Here is a 16,433-nt window from a genome sequence, read left to right as displayed (position 1 = left end):
GCGGCCCACGCTATTTTCGGGTCTGTTAAATCCCCGGGGGGGGGGGTTCGGCGGCGGCCGCCGCCGAACCCGCCCCTTCAACGAAACCCCTCTCCCGCCTATCGGGACATGAGCCTTGACGCCTCTCTGTCGAGGAAGGGCATTTCATTGACGAGGTCTTGATGATTCGCCTCTCGATAGGGTGATGGCGGTGTGCCGGGAAGTCTGGTCGGCGTTTCGGGCCCGACGGGCCCGAGTCATTGGGTACGGGGTCCCGGGGGCGGCATGCGCAGCGTCGGTACGGTCTTGTTTCTCGTGGTGCTCGCCACCCTGGTGGCCACCGGCGCCCGGCGCTGGCGCATTCCCGCGCCGTCGCTCCTGGTCGTCGCGGGGCTCACGGTGGCTCTGCTGCCCGGAGCCCCGGAAATCCACGTCACACCCGAGATCATCAGCCTCGTGGTCCTCCCGCCGCTCCTGTACGCCAGCGCCGAGGAGATCTCCTGGCGGGAACTGCGGGTGGTGTGGAAGCCGGTCGGCATCCTCGCCATCGGCCTCGTCCTGGCCTCGGCGGCGATCGTCGGCTTCGTCGCCTCGGTCCTCACCCCGCTGTCCTGGCAGATGGCCCTGGTGCTCGGCGCGGTCCTGGCCAGCACCGACCCGGTGGCGGTCACCGCGCTCGGCCGACGCCTCGCGCTGCCGCCCAAGGTCCAGGTCCTCGTCCAGGCCGAGAGCCTGTTCAACGACGCCACCTCGCTCGTCCTGTTCAAGGTCGCGGTGGGCGTTGCCGTGGCCGCCTCCGCCGTCTCCTGGGGTGGCGCGGGCGGCGAGTTCGCGCTCCTCGCCGGCGGCGGCACCCTGATCGGCGCGGCGGTCGCCGGGGTGGTGGCGCTGATCCGCCGCAGAACCGAGGAACCGGTCCTGGAGACGGTGATCGCCCTGGTCACGCCCTATGCGGCGTACGTGCTCGCCGAAGGCGCCCACACCTCCGGCGTGACCTCGGTCGTGGTGGCCGGGGTGCTCCTCGGTGGCCGCGCCGACCGCCTGACCAGCGCCCGCATCCGCCTCCAGCTCCACGCCGTGTACGGCACGGTCGTCTTCCTCCTCGAAAGCGTGGTCTTCAGCCTCATCGGCCTCTCGCTGCCCGATCTGATCCGCGAACTCGGCGACGGCGCCCGGCTGTGGCCGCTGTACGCCCTCGCCCTGGCCGCAACGCTGATCGCGGTCCGCATGCTGTGGGTCTTCCCCATGTCCGCGCTGCTCCAGCGGCAGGCCGGCCGCCGCAGGACCAATTGGCGGGTCCCAGCGGTCCTTTCCTGGGCCGGCACCCGCGGCGTCATGCCCTTGGCCGCCGCTCTTTCCATCCCGGTCGCCACGGCGAACGGCGCCGCGCTTCCCGGCCGTCCCCTGGCCCTCGTCCTCACCAGCTCCGTCGTGGTGGTGACCCTGGTCGTCCAGGGCTTCACACTGGCCACCGTCGTACGCCGCTCCGGCATCGCCCTCGAACCCGACCACACCGAACGCGAAGAAGCCCACGCACGTCTCAGCCTCGCCGACGCCGGAATGCGCCGCCTGGAGGAGATCGCCGAGCTGGAGGCCGTCCCCGACGTCGTCGCCGACCGGCTGCGCCGCGCCCTGCACGCCCGCCAGGAACACGCCCGCGAACGCCTCGGCGACAGCGACGGCCGAACCGAGTCCGCCGATCACGTGTACCGCCAGCTGCGCCGCGACCTCATTCTCGTGGAATCCGCCGAGCTCCAGCGCCTCTATGACGACCACCGCATAAGCGACACCACCCGGCGCCGCCTCCAGCGCTCCCTCGACCTGGAAGAGGCCCGGCTCGCAGACGCCTGACGGAAGCTGCCCCGAGCTGCGTCAGAGAGTCGTTAGGCCCGCATCAAGACTGGTCACGGCGTGATGCGGCTCCGCCCCGGCGGGCTTACGGTCCGGCCATGGGACGACGGACAACCAGTGACACGGCCAGGAACCAGGCGATGCCGCCCCAGCCGGTCGCGTACGACATCACCTGGCCGGGCGAGGCCCGTTCGGCCGTGGGCTACGCCACGCTGCTCTTCGTCCTGCTGACGCTGGTCGACCAGGCGGCGGACACGCTCACCGATGTGCGTGCCGCGCTGTGGCTGTTCCTCGGCGTTCTGCTGTTCACGGTGCTCTGGCCGGCCCGGGTTTCGGCTGCCCCCGGCCTCCTTCTCTCGCGGGGCCTGTGGCGCCAGTCGGGAGTCCGCACCGACCGGCTGGTCTCGGTGCGCTGGTCCAACGGCGTCGCACAGCGCCTGGTACTGCGGGACGCCGACGGCAACCGGGCCGAGATCGACCCACGGGTACTGGTGGCCAATCCCTCGCTGTGGGCCGTGGTCGACACCGACGCCCGCACCAGCATCGAGCGGGGCACCCTGTGCTGCGGCGAGACCGCCCTGCGGCAGATCCAGGCTCGGGTCGACGAGGAAACGGCCCGCACTGTGTTCAAGGTCTCCGGACTGGACTAGGCATTTCCTCATGCTTTGTGATGATTTCCTGGAATCTTGACGGGCTCTTAACGGCCAACCCGCTGTCCCATTTCCTACGCTCACGCCGTGTTCAATGTGACCGGCGTCCTCAAGCGCCTCGTGATCGGCCGCGCCATGCGCAGCGAGGAGCTGGGCGAGACGCTGCTGCCCAAGCGGCTGGCGCTGCCGATCTTCGCCTCCGACCCGCTGTCCTCCGTGGCGTACGCGACGCAGGAGATCCTGCTCGTGCTCACGCTCGGCGGGCTTGCCTACCTCCATTTCACGCCGTGGATCGCGGCCGGGGTGGTCGCGCTGATGGCGGTGGTGGTGCTCTCCTACCGCCAGGTCGTGCACGCCTACCCCAGTGGCGGCGGCTCCTACGAGGTGGTGTCCACCAACCTCGGCCCGGCGGCCGGCCTCGTGGTGGCCGCGTCGCTGCTGGTCGACTACGTCATGACGGTGGCCGTGTCAGTCGCGTCCGGCGTCGACAACATCATCTCGGCGATCCCCTCGCTGGCCGAGCACCGCGTGCTGCTCGCGCTCGGCTTCGTCGCGGTCCTCACCGCGATGAACCTGCGCGGGGTGCGCGAGTCGGGCCGCGCCTTCGCCGCCCCGACCTACCTCTTCATCGGCGGCGTGATCATCATGGTCGCCACCGGCCTCATCCGGTACGTGCTCGGGGACGCGCCGGTCGCCGAGTCGGCCGCGTACGGCATCCACCCGGAGGAGTCCAGCGCCCATCTGACCGGGCTCGCCCTGCTGATGCTGGTGCTGCGCGCCTTCTCCAGCGGCTGTACGGCGCTGACGGGAGTGGAAGCGATCTCCAACGGCGTGCCCGCCTTCCGCAAACCGAAGTCGAAGAACGCGGCGTCCACCATGGCGGCGATGGGCATCATCGCCGTGGTGATGTTCGTCGGTGTCACCACACTCGCCATCGTTGCCAAGGTCCACATCACCGACAGCTCCTGCCAGTTGACCGGCATCGGCGGCAACTGCGAGACCTTCACGCAGAAGACGGTCATCGCTCAGCTCGCCTCGGCCGTGTTCGGCGGGGACCACTCCATCGGCTTCTTCGTCATCCAGGCAGCCACCGCCCTGGTCCTGATCCTGGCCGCGAACACCGCCTTCAACGGCTTCCCGCTGCTCTCCTCGATCCTGGCCCAGCACCGCTACCTGCCCCGCCAGTTGCACAACCGGGGCGACCGGCTCGCCTTCTCCAACGGCATCCTCGCCCTCGCCGTCGTCGCGGGCGCACTGCTGTGGGCGTACAAGGCGGACGTCACCAGCCTCATCCACCTCTACATCCTCGGCGTGTTCACCTCCTTCACGCTCTCCCAGCTCGGCATGGTGCGGCACTGGAACCGTGCCCTGCGCACCGAGCCCGACCCGGCGACGCGGCGCCGCCACCAGTCGGCGCGGGTGATCAACTCGCTGGGCGCCGTGGTCACGGCCCTGGTCCTGGTCATCGTGCTGATCACCAAGTTCACCCAGGGCGCCTGGCTCGCCGTGGTCGCCGCAGTGGTCCTGTGGGTGATGATGCGCGGCATCCGCCGCCACTACGACCGCACCGCCACCGAGCTGGCGGTGGCCGACCCCCGGGACGAACTCGTCCCGCCGTCAAGGGTGTTGGGGGTCGTCCTCGTCTCGACCATCCACAAACCGACCCTGCGCGCCCTCGCCTACGCCCGCGCCTTCAAGCCCTACCGGCTCGAAGCCCTGACGGTCGCCGTCGACAAGGAGGAGACCGGCGACCTGCAGCAGCGCTGGGCCGAACTCGACATCGACGTCCCCCTGAAGGTCCTGGCCTCCCCCTACCGCGAGATCACGAAGCCGGTCGTCGAATACGTCCGCACCATGCGCCGCGAGAGCCCCCGCGACGTGGTCGCCGTCTTCATCCCCGAATACGTCGTCGGCCACTGGTGGGAGAACCTGCTGCACAACCAGTCCGCCCTCTGGCTCAAGAGCCGCCTGCTCTTCACTCCGGGCGTCATGGTCACCAGCGTCCCCTGGCAGCTCACCTCCGCAGCCCACGCCGACCACCCCGCCGCCCGCGCCCCCGGCTCCGTCCGCCGCGGCGAACCAACGACTCCCCACCACGGGAATCCGCCTGCCCGCCGCAGCTGATCCCGCCCAACTGCCGTGCCTGCTACGTCTCTTAGCGCAACACATACGCCGGGAGCGTTGCGACTGCCGATGAGATCCGGCAAGACTGCGGTCGGGTCCGCGCCAACGGAGACGGAACCGACCGGCCGTCCCCCGAGCGGGCCCTTCACGCCGACCACAGCCACTTGGGGGAGATTCCATGCGTGTCCGTCCCGCAACCCGTCGCACCGGCCGTCTCACGTCGATCGCGACGGTCGCCGCATGCGGTGCCCTGCTGGCCACCGCAGCCGCGCCGGCCTCCGCCGACGAAGCCCCCTCACAGGACAACGGCGGCGGCTTCCTCACCACCGTGCAGCCCAAGGACGAGGCCGCCATAGCCAAGCTGGCCGAGGAGAAGGCCGAGCAGGTCCACCTGCGTACGCCGGCGAACAAGCTGTGCACCGGCGCCTGGACCCACCCGGTCTCGACCGTCACCTTCCAGCGTGCGAGCGGCGGCACGCTGGCCTGGGGCTTCAAGCTCTCCAACACCGCCCGCGCCAACCTCGGCCCGACGGTGACGGTGACCATGCCGTACGCGTACGTCAACGGGAAGTCGATCAACCCGCCGTACGGTCCGCACACCGCGATCAGCACGTACAACTTCCACGGCAGCATGAACAAGTACCAGTTCACCGGCGGCGGGGGCGGCACGATCGCCACCGGCAACAAGGTGACGTTCTACTGGTTCCTGAAGGGGTCGAAGCCGAACACGGCCGCCGACCGTTACATCACCTGCCAGGTCCCCAAGCCCGGAAGCGCGTGATCACAGCATGACCGACAACGCCCGCACCACCGTCCCGGTCCTGGACGGCCGCCACCAGCTGACGGTCCACGCCGTGACCCCGGCACCGGACTCCTTCGACATCGCGTACTCCATCACCCCACCCCTCCCCGAGGACCCGGACGGCACTGACCCGATCCTCCTCACTCTGGAGGCCGAGGACGACCTGGGCAACGAATACACCGACTGGGGCGGCGCGTTCGGCCTCGCCCCCGACGGCACCCACACCGAAGGAACGATCACCGGCCAGCCGGCCCTTCCCACAGAGGCCGGGGAACTCCACGTCCGGCTCACCTTCCTCCAGGCCGGCAAGGAATTCCCGCACGAGCTGACGCTGCGCGTGCCCACCGACACCTGACGCGCTCCCTTCAACCGCCTGTTCCCGCCTGGGAGTGAGCGGTTCCTCCCAGCGACGGCCTCCGGTCCATTGCCGGCTTGCGGCTGCTGCGGCCCATACGAGCCGATCAGGATCCCATCTGGCCAAGCCTGTCAACGCATTGCCGGTACGCGCGAAGGGCGGCCTGCGAGGAGTTGAGGCGCGATAGCTGACTGAAGGGCTCCTCACCCTGCGGAACAGACTGACGGCGCAGGCTCTACCAAGACCGGAGTGCGGGTGCGGCGCGCAGGAATCGGGCCGCACCCGCCGCTCCTCAGGTTTCTTGGGGCCAGAACTCCACCAGGTATCGCTCCACCCCGTGGGCGACGCCCTCGGTCCGCGTGATTCGTTCCACCTCGGCACGGCCCGAGCAAGAGACCCGCACCCGCCACCGTCCGCCCGCCTCGGCAAGGGTGATCACGTCCTTGGCGCGCCCTAGAGTGAGCGTCCACAGGGCGACTTCGCCAGTTGTGGTCTCGAAATCGACCTCACCCTGCTCATCCCACGCGCTGCAGTCGTCCAGGGGCGGCTCCGCGCCCCAGACCTTCACTGTGACGGCGGCAGTGTGCGTGTGTCCGGCGCTGAACAGGTCGAAGCGCCGAACATGGGGGGGTGAGGAACACCCCCCACTCGTAACCGTCATTGAACGGGACGGGCACCGCGCTGTCGTCGGACTCCTGAAAGCAGAACCCGCGGTACGCAACCTCAACATCAAGGGTCTGCTGCCGCACCAGGTTTGCCACGCTCACGCCTCCGTACAGTGTTTCGCAGGACCGCTCGATCCTATGCGTCGGCTACGAACCCCGCGCCGATGGCCGTCGCACCTCCTGTGTCCTCTCGCAACTGCAGCCGCTTCTCGCGTTAACAAGCCATGCGGCGCAGCAGATCTCTCTCGCCGCCCAAGATCAACATGGTGGGTCATATGGAACAGCTTCAGGCCCGGCACCTTCCCCTCCTCGACTCGGAGATCACCAACGCCGATGAGGGTGCGGGATTGTTTCCGCGAGGGGCTTCGGAGGAGTGAAGGTAGTAAGCTCCTGGTTCACTTCCGCGATCGCGTGCACGTTCTGGCACCGCCCATTCCGCGCTGGCCTTACGCACATAGAGGGTCCAGCCGAGCCACGACAGACGCGTCCAGCACAGATCCAGCACGGTCGGGGTTCGCAGAGGTGCCAACAGGTGCCGAGAGGTCAGCACGAAGCCAGCACGAGCACGCGAAATGGCCCCTCTAGTTGGCAACACCTAGGCGCCTGACCTGCAAATTTGCCAATTTCGACCCGTCATGATAAAGATCACCGGCGACAATTTGTGCAGGAATCTCATGATCCCCGAGGGTAACGGTGGGGTCTGACAACACGGGCGGTAACCGGGATATCCGGCTGTTCCGCCCGGCTCAGCTCTCCCACGCGGCTGCCGCCGATCTCAGAGCGCATCGCCGTACGCCTCGCCGCCCAGCTCCAGCGTCGCGGTGCCGGCGGTGGCGTCGGCGAGCCAGGCGCGGAAGGGCTCGATGTCGGCCTCGGGCAGGCCGAGCTCGATGGTCACGGCCTCCGCGTACCGCACCTCGCGCACCGCGCGGCCGGTCGCCCTGAGGTCGTTCTCCAGCTTGCCCGCGCGCTGGTGGTCGACGGTGACGGTGGCGAGGCGGAACCGCTGGCGCACGATCGTGCCGAGCGCGTCCAGGGCTTCGCCTACGACACCGCCGTACGCCCTGATCAGACCGCCCGCGCCGAGCTTGACCCCGCCGTAGTAGCGGGTGACCACGGCGACGACGTACCGCACCTCGCGCCGGGTCAGCATCTGGAGCATCGGCACGCCCGCGGTGCCGCCGGGTTCGCCGTCGTCGCTCGCCTTCTGTACGGAGGCGTCGGCCCCGATGACGTACGCGAAGCAGTTGTGCGTGGCGGTCGGGTGCTCCTTGCGGATGCGGGCGACGAACGCCTGCGCCTCCTCTTCGGTGGCGGCGGGCGCGAGCGCGCAGATGAAGCGCGACCTGTTGATCTCGCTCTCGTGCACGCCCTCTCGGGCGATGGTGCGGTACTGCTCCTGCATCCGCCCACCCTATGCGCCTGTCCCGCCCCGGCTGACCGGGGCGGGACAGGCAGCGGCGGCTACCGTGTCAGGAGCGCGTCGGCGACCCCGGCCGGTACGGGGGCGAGCGGCGCGGGCCGGGTGGTGAAGGTGCCCCGGCCCTGGGTCCGGCCGCGCAGCCGGGAGGCGTACCCGAAGAACTCGGCGAGCGGGACCGCCGCCGTGATCACCGCGGAACCGGCCCGGGTGGTGGACGCCGACACCTGGCCGCGGCGCGCCGCGAGGTCGCCGAGGACGGCGCCGACGCCGTCATCGGGGACGGTCACCGTGACCTCGACGACCGGTTCGAGGAGCCCCATCACGCTCGCCCGCAGCGCCTCGCGCAGGGCGAACCGGCCCGCGGTGCGGAACGCCATCTCCGAGGAGTCCTTGGCGTGGGTCGCTCCGTCGGTGAGCGTGACCCGCAGGCCCGTGACCGGGTGGCCGCCGAGCGGGCCCTCGGCGAGCGCGTCGCGGCAGCCCGCCTCCACGGCGCGCGCGTACTCCTGCGGCACCCGGCCGCCGACCACCGTCGACCGGAATTCGAATCCCACCTCCTCCAAGCGCTCCACGTCGAGGACGACCTGCGCGAACTGCCCGGCCCCGCCGTCCTGTTTGACGTGCCGGTATACGAGACCGGTCACGCCGCGCACGACGGTTTCGCGGTACGAGACCTGGGGGCGGCCGACGGTGACCTCCACGTCCTGGTCGCGGCGGATCTTCTCCACCGCGACCTCCAGGTGGAGCTCGCCCATGCCGGACAGCACGGTCTGGCCGGTCTCCTCATCGGTCCGCACGACCAGCGAGGGGTCCTCCTCCGCGAGGCGTGCCAGCGCCGCGGCGAGCCGGCCGGTGTCGGTGGCGCGCTTGGCCTCGACGGCGACCGACACCACCGGTTCGGCCACCGAGGGCGGTTCGAGGAGCACGGGTGCGTCCGGCGCGCACAGCGTCGCGCCGGGCCGGGCGGCCTTGAGGCCCACCACGGCGACGATGTCGCCTGCCATCGCTTCCTCCCTCTCCTCGTGCCGGTCGGCCTGCACGCGCAGGATCCGGCCGACGCGTTCGATGCGGCCGGTCGCCGCGTCGCGTACGGAGTCGCCCTTGAGCAGGGTGCCCGAGTAGACCCGCAGATAGGTCAGGCGCCCGCGCGCGGTGGCCGCCACCTTGAAGGCCAGCGCCGCGAACGGCTCCGCCGGGTCGGGCGCCCGTTCCCGCTCGACGCCGTCCGTGATCCCCCGTACCGGCGGCATGTCGGCGGGCGACGGCAGGTAGGCGAGGACCGCGTCCAGGAGCGGCTCGATCCCACGGTTGCGATAGGCCGAGCCGCACAGCACCACCACGGCGTCCCCGCTCAGGGTCAGCTCCCGCAGGACGCGGACCAGGGTCTGCTCACTCAGCGCCGAAGCCGCGCAGAACTCCTCAAGGGCGTCCGGGTGCAGCTCCGCCACTGTCTCCTCAAGGAGGCGGCGCCTTCGTGTCGCCTCGTCGAGCAGGGCCTCGTCGACCGGCTCGCTCGTGCAGGTGTCGTCGTGCCACCGCAGAGCGCGCATCCGCACGAGGTCGACGACGCCGGTGAACCCGTCCTCGTGTCCGATGGGCAGCTGGACCACCAGGGGTACGGCACCGAGCCGCTCCCGGATCGAGGCGACGGCCTTGTCGAGGTCGGCGCCCGCCCGGTCCAGCTTGTTCACGAACGCGATCCGGGGCACACCGTGCCGGTCGGCCTGCCGCCAGACGGACTCGCTCTGCGGCTCGACTCCGGCGACGGCGTCGAACACCGCGACGGCCCCGTCGAGCACCCGCAGGGACCGCTCGACCTCGTCCGCGAAGTCGACGTGGCCCGGGGTGTCGATGAGGTTGATGCGATGCCCGTCCCAGCGGCAGCTCACGGCCGCCGCGAAGATGGTGATGCCGCGGTCGCGTTCCTGCGCGTCGAAGTCGGTGACGGTCGTCCCGTCGTGCACCTCGCCCCGCTTGTGGACGGCACCGGTCGCGAACAGGATCCGTTCGGTGACGGTGGTCTTGCCCGCGTCGACATGGGCGAGGATGCCGAGGTTACGGACGGCGGAGAGGGAAGTCGCGGCGAGCGGTCGCCTGTTGGTGCGCATGGCCTGAGGCCTTTCGAGTGCTTTCGCTGAGGAAGCCCAGAGAGAACTGGGCAGGTGGCGGCGCGATTCAGGACGACGACAACCCCGCCCGCAGAGCCGTGATGACACGGCAACACGGCTGACGACAAAGGGATTTGACGTTACGTCACAAGAATTCGGTGAAGGCCGCGCAGCCGTCACCGAGCGATGAGAGACACCAAAATCACGTCGTACCGGGACGCGGGAGCAAAGGCCGCGGTGTGGTGCGTACGCATGACCTGGCTCCCCTTCTCTTCACTCGACGCTCGTCACTCGACATGAGGCGCGCAACGCCCTGTTGGCGGCGCGCATGGCGAGTGTAGGGAGAGGCGCGGAGGGATGGCACGGGGTTTTCCGCGGCGCGGGGAGCTCAAGGGGCGGGGAGCCAAGGGGCGGTGTCCGCACACTCGTTGACTCGCTCTCCGCACCGGGGCTACCTTGAGCCCCGCTCATGCAGTTCCCATATGCGGGTGTCGTTCACGTAAATGAACCGAATGGGCCGACCACCCCAGAACCTGACGTACCCCAGAACCTGACGTGAGGACGTGCGATGTCGCTTGATCGCAGAGATGTACTGCGGTGCGGAGCCACCGCCGCCGTGACCGCGGCGGCTTCCCTCCGGCTCGGCGGGTCCGGCTTCGCCGCGTCGGCGCTCCCGTCGGACCACGCGAAGATCGTGGGCGCGTACCGCGAGCTCCAGATCGGCGACGGTCGCCTCTCGCCGAAGCGGAACCGGGCCGCGGCCGCCCTGGACAAGGTGGCGCTCGCCTACGACGCGGCCATGGATGTGACCGCCGACCGACTGTGGCCGGACCTGCCGACCGGCCCCGGCAGCACCTACTTCCCCACGATGTACTACCGGTTGAGGACCGTCGCCGTGGACTGGGCCACGCCCGGATCCGCGCTGTCCGCCCGCCCGGAGATGCCCGAGCGCCTCGTGACCGCGCTCAACACCCTCTACCGGACCCAGTACAACGAGCACACCTCCGAGCTCGGCAACTGGTACTCGTACGAGATAGGCGTGCCGTACTGGCTGCTGCAGACCGTCGTCGCGCTCGGTGATCGGCTGCCCGCCGCCGACCGGGAACGCGTGCTGCGTCCGGTCCTGCGCTTCGTCGCCGACCCCAACCGGCGCACCGCGACAGCGGGGGTGGTGGAGACCGGCGCCAACCGGGCCGACAAGGCGCTCATCGCCGTGGTGTCCGGCGCGCTCGCGGGCGACGCCGCACGCGTCGCCGCAGGCCTCGCGGCCGTGACCGACACGGCGGGCCACGGCGCGGCGGACCTCACCAGACGCTCCACCCAGGGCGACGGCTACCGCACTGACGGCTCCTTCATCCAGCACGAGGTGGTCCCCTACTCCGGCCACTACGGCCTGGTCCTGCTCAGCGCCATCGCCGCACTTACATACGTAACCGACGGAACCTCCGCTCAACTCGCCCCGTCGGTACGGGAGATGTTCGACCGGACGGTCACCAATGTGTACGCGCCGTTCCTGTTCGCCGGGTCGATGATGGAGCCGGTCCGCGGCCGGATGCTGTCGCGGCAGGGCGAGACCGGGCACGACGCGGGGCACCAGTTCATCGCCGCCGTGGTGCTCCTGGCCAGGACCGCCGCCGAGCCCACCCGCTCCCGCCTCGCCGGGCTGGCCGCGCGCTGGATCGCGGAGGGCACCTGGGCTCCGTACCTCGACGTGTCCGACCTGGTGCGGTTCTCGGGCGGACTCCAGCCGGTCGGCGTGCCCGAGGTCGAATTCGCCGAGCAACTCCCCGCTCCCCGGGACGGATCCGCGGGCCCGCTCGCGCACCGGGTGTTCCCGCAGATGGACCGGATGGTGCACACGGCGCGCGGGTGGTCGGCTTCGCTCGGGGTCGGCTCGACGCGGATCTGCCGGTACGAGTCCATCAACGGCATGAACCAGCACGGCTGGTACACCGGCGACGGCGTCCTGTACACCTTCCTGCCCGGACAGCAGGGCCACTACAGCGACGCCTACTGGCCCACCGTGGACGCCACCCTGCTGCCGGGCACCACCGAGAAGGACACCACCCCGCCCGCCCTCCTCGCCGACCCGCCGCGCACCACGACCTCGTACGCGGGCGGAGTGCGCTTCGACGCCCAACACGGCGCCCACGGACTCGACTTCATCTCCCAGGACGCCACCCTGACCGCCAAGAAGTCCTGGTTCTTCACACCCGACGCCGTGATCTGCCTCGGCGCCGCCATCACCGACACCACCGGCGCCCACGTACGCACCACGATCGAGAACCGCAACCTCGGCGAGCGCGGCACCCCCCGACTCCTCGTCGACAACCGGCTCGACCGCACCCCGCCCGGCCACACCGCCGTCGTGCCCCGGGCACGGTGGCTGCACCTGGACGGCACGGCCGGATACGTCCTGCTCGACGGGGGCGTCCGGCAGCCGGTCACCCTGCTGCGCGAAGACCGCACCGGCACCTGGCTCGGCATCGACTCCGGCGCCAACACCCATGGCACGACGGACCCGTACACCCGCCGCTACCAGAAGATCGTCCTCGACCACGGCACCCACCCCACCGGCGCGAGCTACGCCTACGCGGTGCTGCCCGGCGCCTCGGCGGACCGGACCCGCCGGGCCTGCGGACGCTGGACCGTCCTGGCCAACACCGCGCAGCTCCAAGCGGTGCGCCTGGACGGCCGGTTGATCGCGGCGTCCTTCTTCACAGCCGGTGCCGTCGAACGGGTCCATGTCTCCGGACCTGCCGCCACGATGTGGGGCCACACCACACACGGATGGACGTTTGCGTTGTCCGACCCCACACAGACACAGGATACCGTGCGCGTCACGGTCGATGCGCCCGCACACCGCGTCCTGCGCACCGACCCCTCCGTCACCGTGGTGGCCACCCACCCTCGGCTGGTGGTGGACATCAAGGTCGCCGGGTCGTTCGGCGCCACCCACACCTTCACGACGGACTGACCCGCACCACCCTCGCCGCCAGCCGGCCGCTGGTCGGCGGTCCGCCTCACCAGCGCAGGTCGGCGGTAAGCGGAATGCGAGCCCCCATATTGCGCTCCATCATCCGCAGGGCGGCATCGGCGAGGTCGGCATGGATGTGGGCGACCGCGTCGTGAGGGACCGTCACCTTCAGATGCCGGATGTGGGCGTCTAGCGCCGAGTAGAGGACGCACTGCTCGGTGACCTGCCCGCACAGCACCACATGCGTGATCCCTTGCTGTCTCAGGAGATAGCTGAGCGGGGTCTCGTAGAAGATGGAGTGCCGCGCCTTCACCACGAAGAGCGAGTTCTCGTCGGGGCTGAGCGGGCGTACGACGTCGGCGTGGGGACCTGCGAGGACCGTCTCCAGGAGCTCGCCGTGGTGGGACCTCCACTGCCCGAAATTGTCATTGGCGTAAATGACGGGGACATCGTGCCGCCGAGCCCGTTCGACCAGGTCCACCATGGCGGGCAGCGCGGCCTCGGCGGCCGGGAGCAGGAGGTCGGCATCGTCGTGGTCATACGTGTTGATCATGTCGATGACGATGACCGCGGTCTTGTCCATGCCTTCCACCTTGCATCCGGCAGGCCGGGCGGCGCCTGTCGGGATGTGCGGTCAGCGAGGGCGGGGCGGCAGGTCGCAGACGGCGATGGCCTGTTCCACCAGGCTGCCGAGGATGAGCCGTCCACGGTGTTCGCACACGCTGGTCGGCATCCGGTAGCGGGCGTGAGGGCGTCCGATGTCGTGCGTGATGCGGCCTGCGGGGTCGATGCCGAGGATGCGGACCCCTCTGCGCGCCGGCGGGCGCAGCCGGGTGGCCGCGGCGCCGGCACGTCGCCGCACTCCGGCCGGTGCGCGGTGCAGCCACTCCAGCGGCGCCTGTCGGGGTGCTGCCAGGGCGGTCCAGATCGTTCCGTCGGCGCCTCGGGAGAGGTTGTCGGGGAATCCAGGCAGATTTCCGGCCAGCGTGTCGTGCCGGCCCGCGCGCGGGCCGGTCAGCCACAGCCGGGTCAGGCGGTGGGCGCCGGTCTCGGCGACCGCCACATACGACTCGTCGGCGGACAGGACGACGCCGTTGGCGAAATGCAGCCCGTCGAGCAGGACTTCAGGAGAGCCGCCGGGTAAGAGCCTGTGTCTGAACCCCGCCCGGGCCCGTGACGTCTGGCACGCACGCTCGCCGCGTTGCTGCAGAACCGCACCGCCCCCGCCAGCACTTCGGGCGGCCCGGCCGACCCCGGGGCGATACGCAGCAGCCCGCGTTCGGCGTCGCAGACCAGCAGGCGGACGTCGGCCAGGACGTCGAGGCCGAGCGGGCGACCGCCGGTGCGGGCGATCTCCTCTGTGCGGGCGGAGGCACCGGGCGCGGGCAGCGTGATCCGTAGGATCCTGCCGTCGTCGGTGCCGGTCAGCACCCGCCCGGCGGCGTCGACGACGACGTCCTCCGGCCCTCTTCCGCCGATCCCGACAAGGGCGAGCGGCGGCAGGGGCGTGGCCGCGCGCTGCGGCGGCCTCACGCGGCGGACACCTGACGCCGGGCGCGCAGGCAGCGGGTCATCTCCTCCGCGTACGGAAGGATCACACCGGCGCCGATGACCGCGCCGAGACCGACGAGGTACTTGACCGGGAGCGGCCGGGACTTGGGCAGGAGCATCCAGTCCTCGGGGCCGCGCCCGCCGCGCAGCGCGGCACGCACCTCGTCCGCGTGCAGGCACGCCGTGAACGCCAGGCCCGCCAGCGGGAGCACTTCGAGGAAGCTGTGGATGTGCTGCTCCAGCGGGCGCACTTCGCGTTTCTCGGTGGCCATGGACACGTCGTACAGGGCGGTCGCCCCATGGGCCACGGCGGCCGTGCCCATGGTGGACAGGACCACCGGGTTGATCTTGGCCAGCAGCCCCATGGCGACCGGGAGTCCGGCCTCGGTCATCATGAGCGCGTGCACGGCGGATTCCTTGACGCCGGTGGTGTGTTCGATACGGGTGCGCCGGTGCATCCACCAGTCGGCGACGCCCGGGACGACCCACAGGGGCAGGACGCCGTAGAGGAGGAAACGCCGGTTGACGTCCTCGACATCGGTGGAGCCGGACGGGACCGAGAGGTCGCGGCCGCGCCTCCAGTGCTGCCAGTTGCGGACGAGGGTGCTACCGGGGAGCGTCATGGACGGGAGCCTCCTGGGAAAGCGAGCGGAAGATGTGGGGGGACGGAAGGTGGTCCCGCTCTCAGTCGCGGGCCCCTTTTTCCTGGGCCTCCTCGTTCGGGGTGAGGGCGTCCCCTCCCCCGCTGCCGCCATGGGGGTCCTCGTCCGGTTCCGGCTTGCCCACATCGCGGGTCTCGGCCTCCTCGAACTCCTTGAGGACCTCGTCGAGCGCCGTGTCCGGGCGCGGCTCTCGGGAGTCCTGGTCGTCGTCGTGGTCGTGCTGCTGGGGGCGTGTCATGTCACTCCCTTGGTCAATCGGTCCGGGGGTCCTTGCCCGCGCCGAGGACCTTCACCACGATGTCCCGGTCGGTGAGTATGCCCTTGAGCCGTTCGTCCGTGCCGCATATCGGCAGGGCGCCGACCCCCAGCTCGGTCATCTTCTTCGCGGCGTCGAGCACCGTTTCGTTGGCTCCGATGCACTGGGCACCCGCTGTCATGATCTCGCGAGCCTTCGTCATCCCGCAGCACTCCTTCTGTCTCGCCTGTGAGTACGGTCCCGCCACTGGAACGGCGGGACCCGGGCACTGGATGGGTGCCCCCTGACCGCACCGGATAACGGCATCCGGTGCACATCAACCCGCCGGCCCGCTCATGTACGGCTCAACCCGACGGGTGGACCGTTAGCGACCGCCGTCGGCGGGAACCCGTCGCCGTGCGGCCGGGCAAAGAGGCGGCCGCCCCCGCGACGAAAGGTTGGATCATGGGCCACGGCGGAGACGTCATCAGCGAACTGACCACCGACCACCGGGAGGTCGACGACCTGTTCCTGGAGATCGAGAAAGCCACTCCGGGCAGCGACGAGCGCAAGCGACTGGCCGACCAGCTGACCATCGAACTCGTCCGGCACTCGGTGGCCGAAGAGCAGCACCTGTACCCCGCGGTGCGCAAGTACGTGCCGGGCGGCGACGCACTCGCCGACAAGGAGATCGCCGATCACGGACGGGTCGAAGAGGTCCTGAAGTCCCTTGAGGGGCTGGCCGCCGATGATCCCCAGTTCAACCACGTCATCGTCAAGCTCCGCACCGAAGTGGAAGCACACGTCAGGGACGAGGAGAACAACCTCTTCGTCCGGCTGCGCGCCGTCTGCCCGCCCGGTGACCTGGAAGAGCTGGGCGACAAGATCCGCACAGCGAAGAAGCTCGCCCCCACCCGGCCGCACCCCAGCACCCCGAGCAGCCCTCCCGGCAACAAGCTCCTCGCGCCAGGCATCGGCCTGGTCGACCGCGCCCGCGACTTCGTCACCGGCCGCGGCAAGTAGCCGCTCCGCGTGAGCCGGCACGCCGGAT

Annotated in this window: 15 protein-coding genes and 1 pseudogene; 7 read left to right on the top strand and 9 right to left on the bottom strand. The window is 70.2% G+C overall.

Annotated elements, in window-relative coordinates:
• Positions 1–264 precede the first annotated feature (264 nt).
• The 5 genes from ACWC2B_RS26765 (at position 265) to ACWC2B_RS26745 (ending at position 5,761) form a co-directional block, all read left to right on the top strand.
• Positions 265–1,830 (top strand): Na+/H+ antiporter, encoded by a 1,566-nt coding sequence (locus ACWC2B_RS26765; RefSeq protein WP_450720817.1) that lies wholly within the window; start codon positions 265–267, stop codon positions 1,828–1,830.
• 98 nt (positions 1,831–1,928) lie between these two features.
• Entirely contained in the window at positions 1,929–2,480 is a 552-nt protein-coding gene (locus ACWC2B_RS26760; RefSeq protein ID WP_450720815.1) for a hypothetical protein, read from the top strand.
• Between the two features lie 135 nt (positions 2,481–2,615).
• Entirely contained in the window at positions 2,616–4,604 is a 1,989-nt protein-coding gene (locus ACWC2B_RS26755; protein WP_450720843.1) for an APC family permease, read from the top strand.
• A gap of 178 nt (positions 4,605–4,782) precedes the next feature.
• Positions 4,783–5,385: a hypothetical protein gene (locus tag ACWC2B_RS26750; RefSeq protein ID WP_450720813.1), complete on the top strand. Its 603-nt coding sequence runs from the start codon at positions 4,783–4,785 to the stop codon at positions 5,383–5,385.
• A 7-nt stretch (positions 5,386–5,392) separates the two neighbouring features.
• Complete coding sequence (locus ACWC2B_RS26745; protein ID WP_450720811.1) at positions 5,393–5,761, top strand: hypothetical protein; 369 nt, start codon at positions 5,393–5,395, stop codon at positions 5,759–5,761.
• Between the two features lie 292 nt (positions 5,762–6,053).
• Here ACWC2B_RS26745 and ACWC2B_RS26740 read toward each other — a convergent pair whose 3' ends face one another.
• The 3 genes from ACWC2B_RS26740 to fusA form a co-directional block, all read right to left on the bottom strand.
• Positions 6,054–6,329: a hypothetical protein gene (locus ACWC2B_RS26740; protein ID WP_450720809.1), complete on the bottom strand. Its 276-nt coding sequence runs from the start codon at positions 6,327–6,329 to the stop codon at positions 6,054–6,056.
• An 872-nt stretch (positions 6,330–7,201) separates the two neighbouring features.
• On the bottom strand, positions 7,202–7,831 hold the full coding sequence (locus ACWC2B_RS26735; protein ID WP_450720807.1) for a YigZ family protein: 630 nt from the start codon (positions 7,829–7,831) through the stop codon (positions 7,202–7,204).
• Positions 7,832–7,890: 59 nt separating this feature from the next.
• Complete coding sequence (gene fusA, locus ACWC2B_RS26730) at positions 7,891–9,957, bottom strand: elongation factor G (protein WP_450720805.1); 2,067 nt, start codon at positions 9,955–9,957, stop codon at positions 7,891–7,893.
• Positions 9,958–10,525: 568 nt separating this feature from the next.
• On the opposite strand from fusA, the gene ACWC2B_RS26725 reads away from it, so the two are divergent.
• Complete coding sequence (locus ACWC2B_RS26725; RefSeq protein ID WP_450720803.1) at positions 10,526–12,934, top strand: polysaccharide lyase 8 family protein; 2,409 nt, start codon at positions 10,526–10,528, stop codon at positions 12,932–12,934.
• Between the two features lie 46 nt (positions 12,935–12,980).
• Here the strand turns inward: ACWC2B_RS26725 and ACWC2B_RS26720 are convergent, their stop codons facing one another.
• The 6 genes and pseudogenes from ACWC2B_RS26720 to ACWC2B_RS26695 all read right to left on the bottom strand — a co-directional run.
• Entirely contained in the window at positions 12,981–13,517 is a 537-nt protein-coding gene (locus ACWC2B_RS26720; protein WP_450720801.1) for an isochorismatase family cysteine hydrolase, read from the bottom strand.
• Between the two features lie 51 nt (positions 13,518–13,568).
• Positions 13,569–14,018, bottom strand: coding sequence for a hypothetical protein (locus ACWC2B_RS26715; RefSeq protein WP_450720841.1), 450 nt, complete (start codon positions 14,016–14,018; stop codon positions 13,569–13,571).
• Positions 13,964–14,467: a hypothetical protein gene (locus ACWC2B_RS26710; RefSeq protein WP_450720799.1), complete on the bottom strand. Its 504-nt coding sequence runs from the start codon at positions 14,465–14,467 to the stop codon at positions 13,964–13,966. Before ACWC2B_RS26710 ends, ACWC2B_RS26715 begins: the two co-directional genes overlap by 55 nt.
• A complete protein-coding gene (locus ACWC2B_RS26705; RefSeq protein WP_450720797.1) occupies positions 14,464–15,108 on the bottom strand; it encodes a diguanylate cyclase in 645 nt (214 codons plus the stop codon). Before ACWC2B_RS26705 ends, ACWC2B_RS26710 begins: the two co-directional genes overlap by 4 nt.
• 61 nt (positions 15,109–15,169) lie before the next feature.
• On the bottom strand, positions 15,170–15,385 hold the full coding sequence (locus ACWC2B_RS26700; RefSeq protein ID WP_450720795.1) for a hypothetical protein: 216 nt from the start codon (positions 15,383–15,385) through the stop codon (positions 15,170–15,172).
• Between the two features lie 25 nt (positions 15,386–15,410).
• Positions 15,411–15,605, bottom strand: a pseudogene (locus tag ACWC2B_RS26695) (CBS domain-containing protein); the annotation flags it as partial.
• Positions 15,606–15,847: 242 nt separating this feature from the next.
• Here ACWC2B_RS26695 and ACWC2B_RS26690 point away from each other — a divergent pair.
• Positions 15,848–16,405 carry a hemerythrin domain-containing protein gene (locus ACWC2B_RS26690; RefSeq protein WP_450720793.1) on the top strand — a complete coding sequence of 186 codons (558 nt, stop codon included), beginning with the start codon at positions 15,848–15,850 and terminating at the stop codon, positions 16,403–16,405.
• Positions 16,406–16,433: the final 28 nt, after the last annotated feature.

This window comes from Streptomyces sp. NPDC001415 (genome assembly GCF_053597395.1).
Note: the sequence above shows the minus strand (reverse complement) of the source record. Positions and strands in the feature narration are given on the sequence as shown.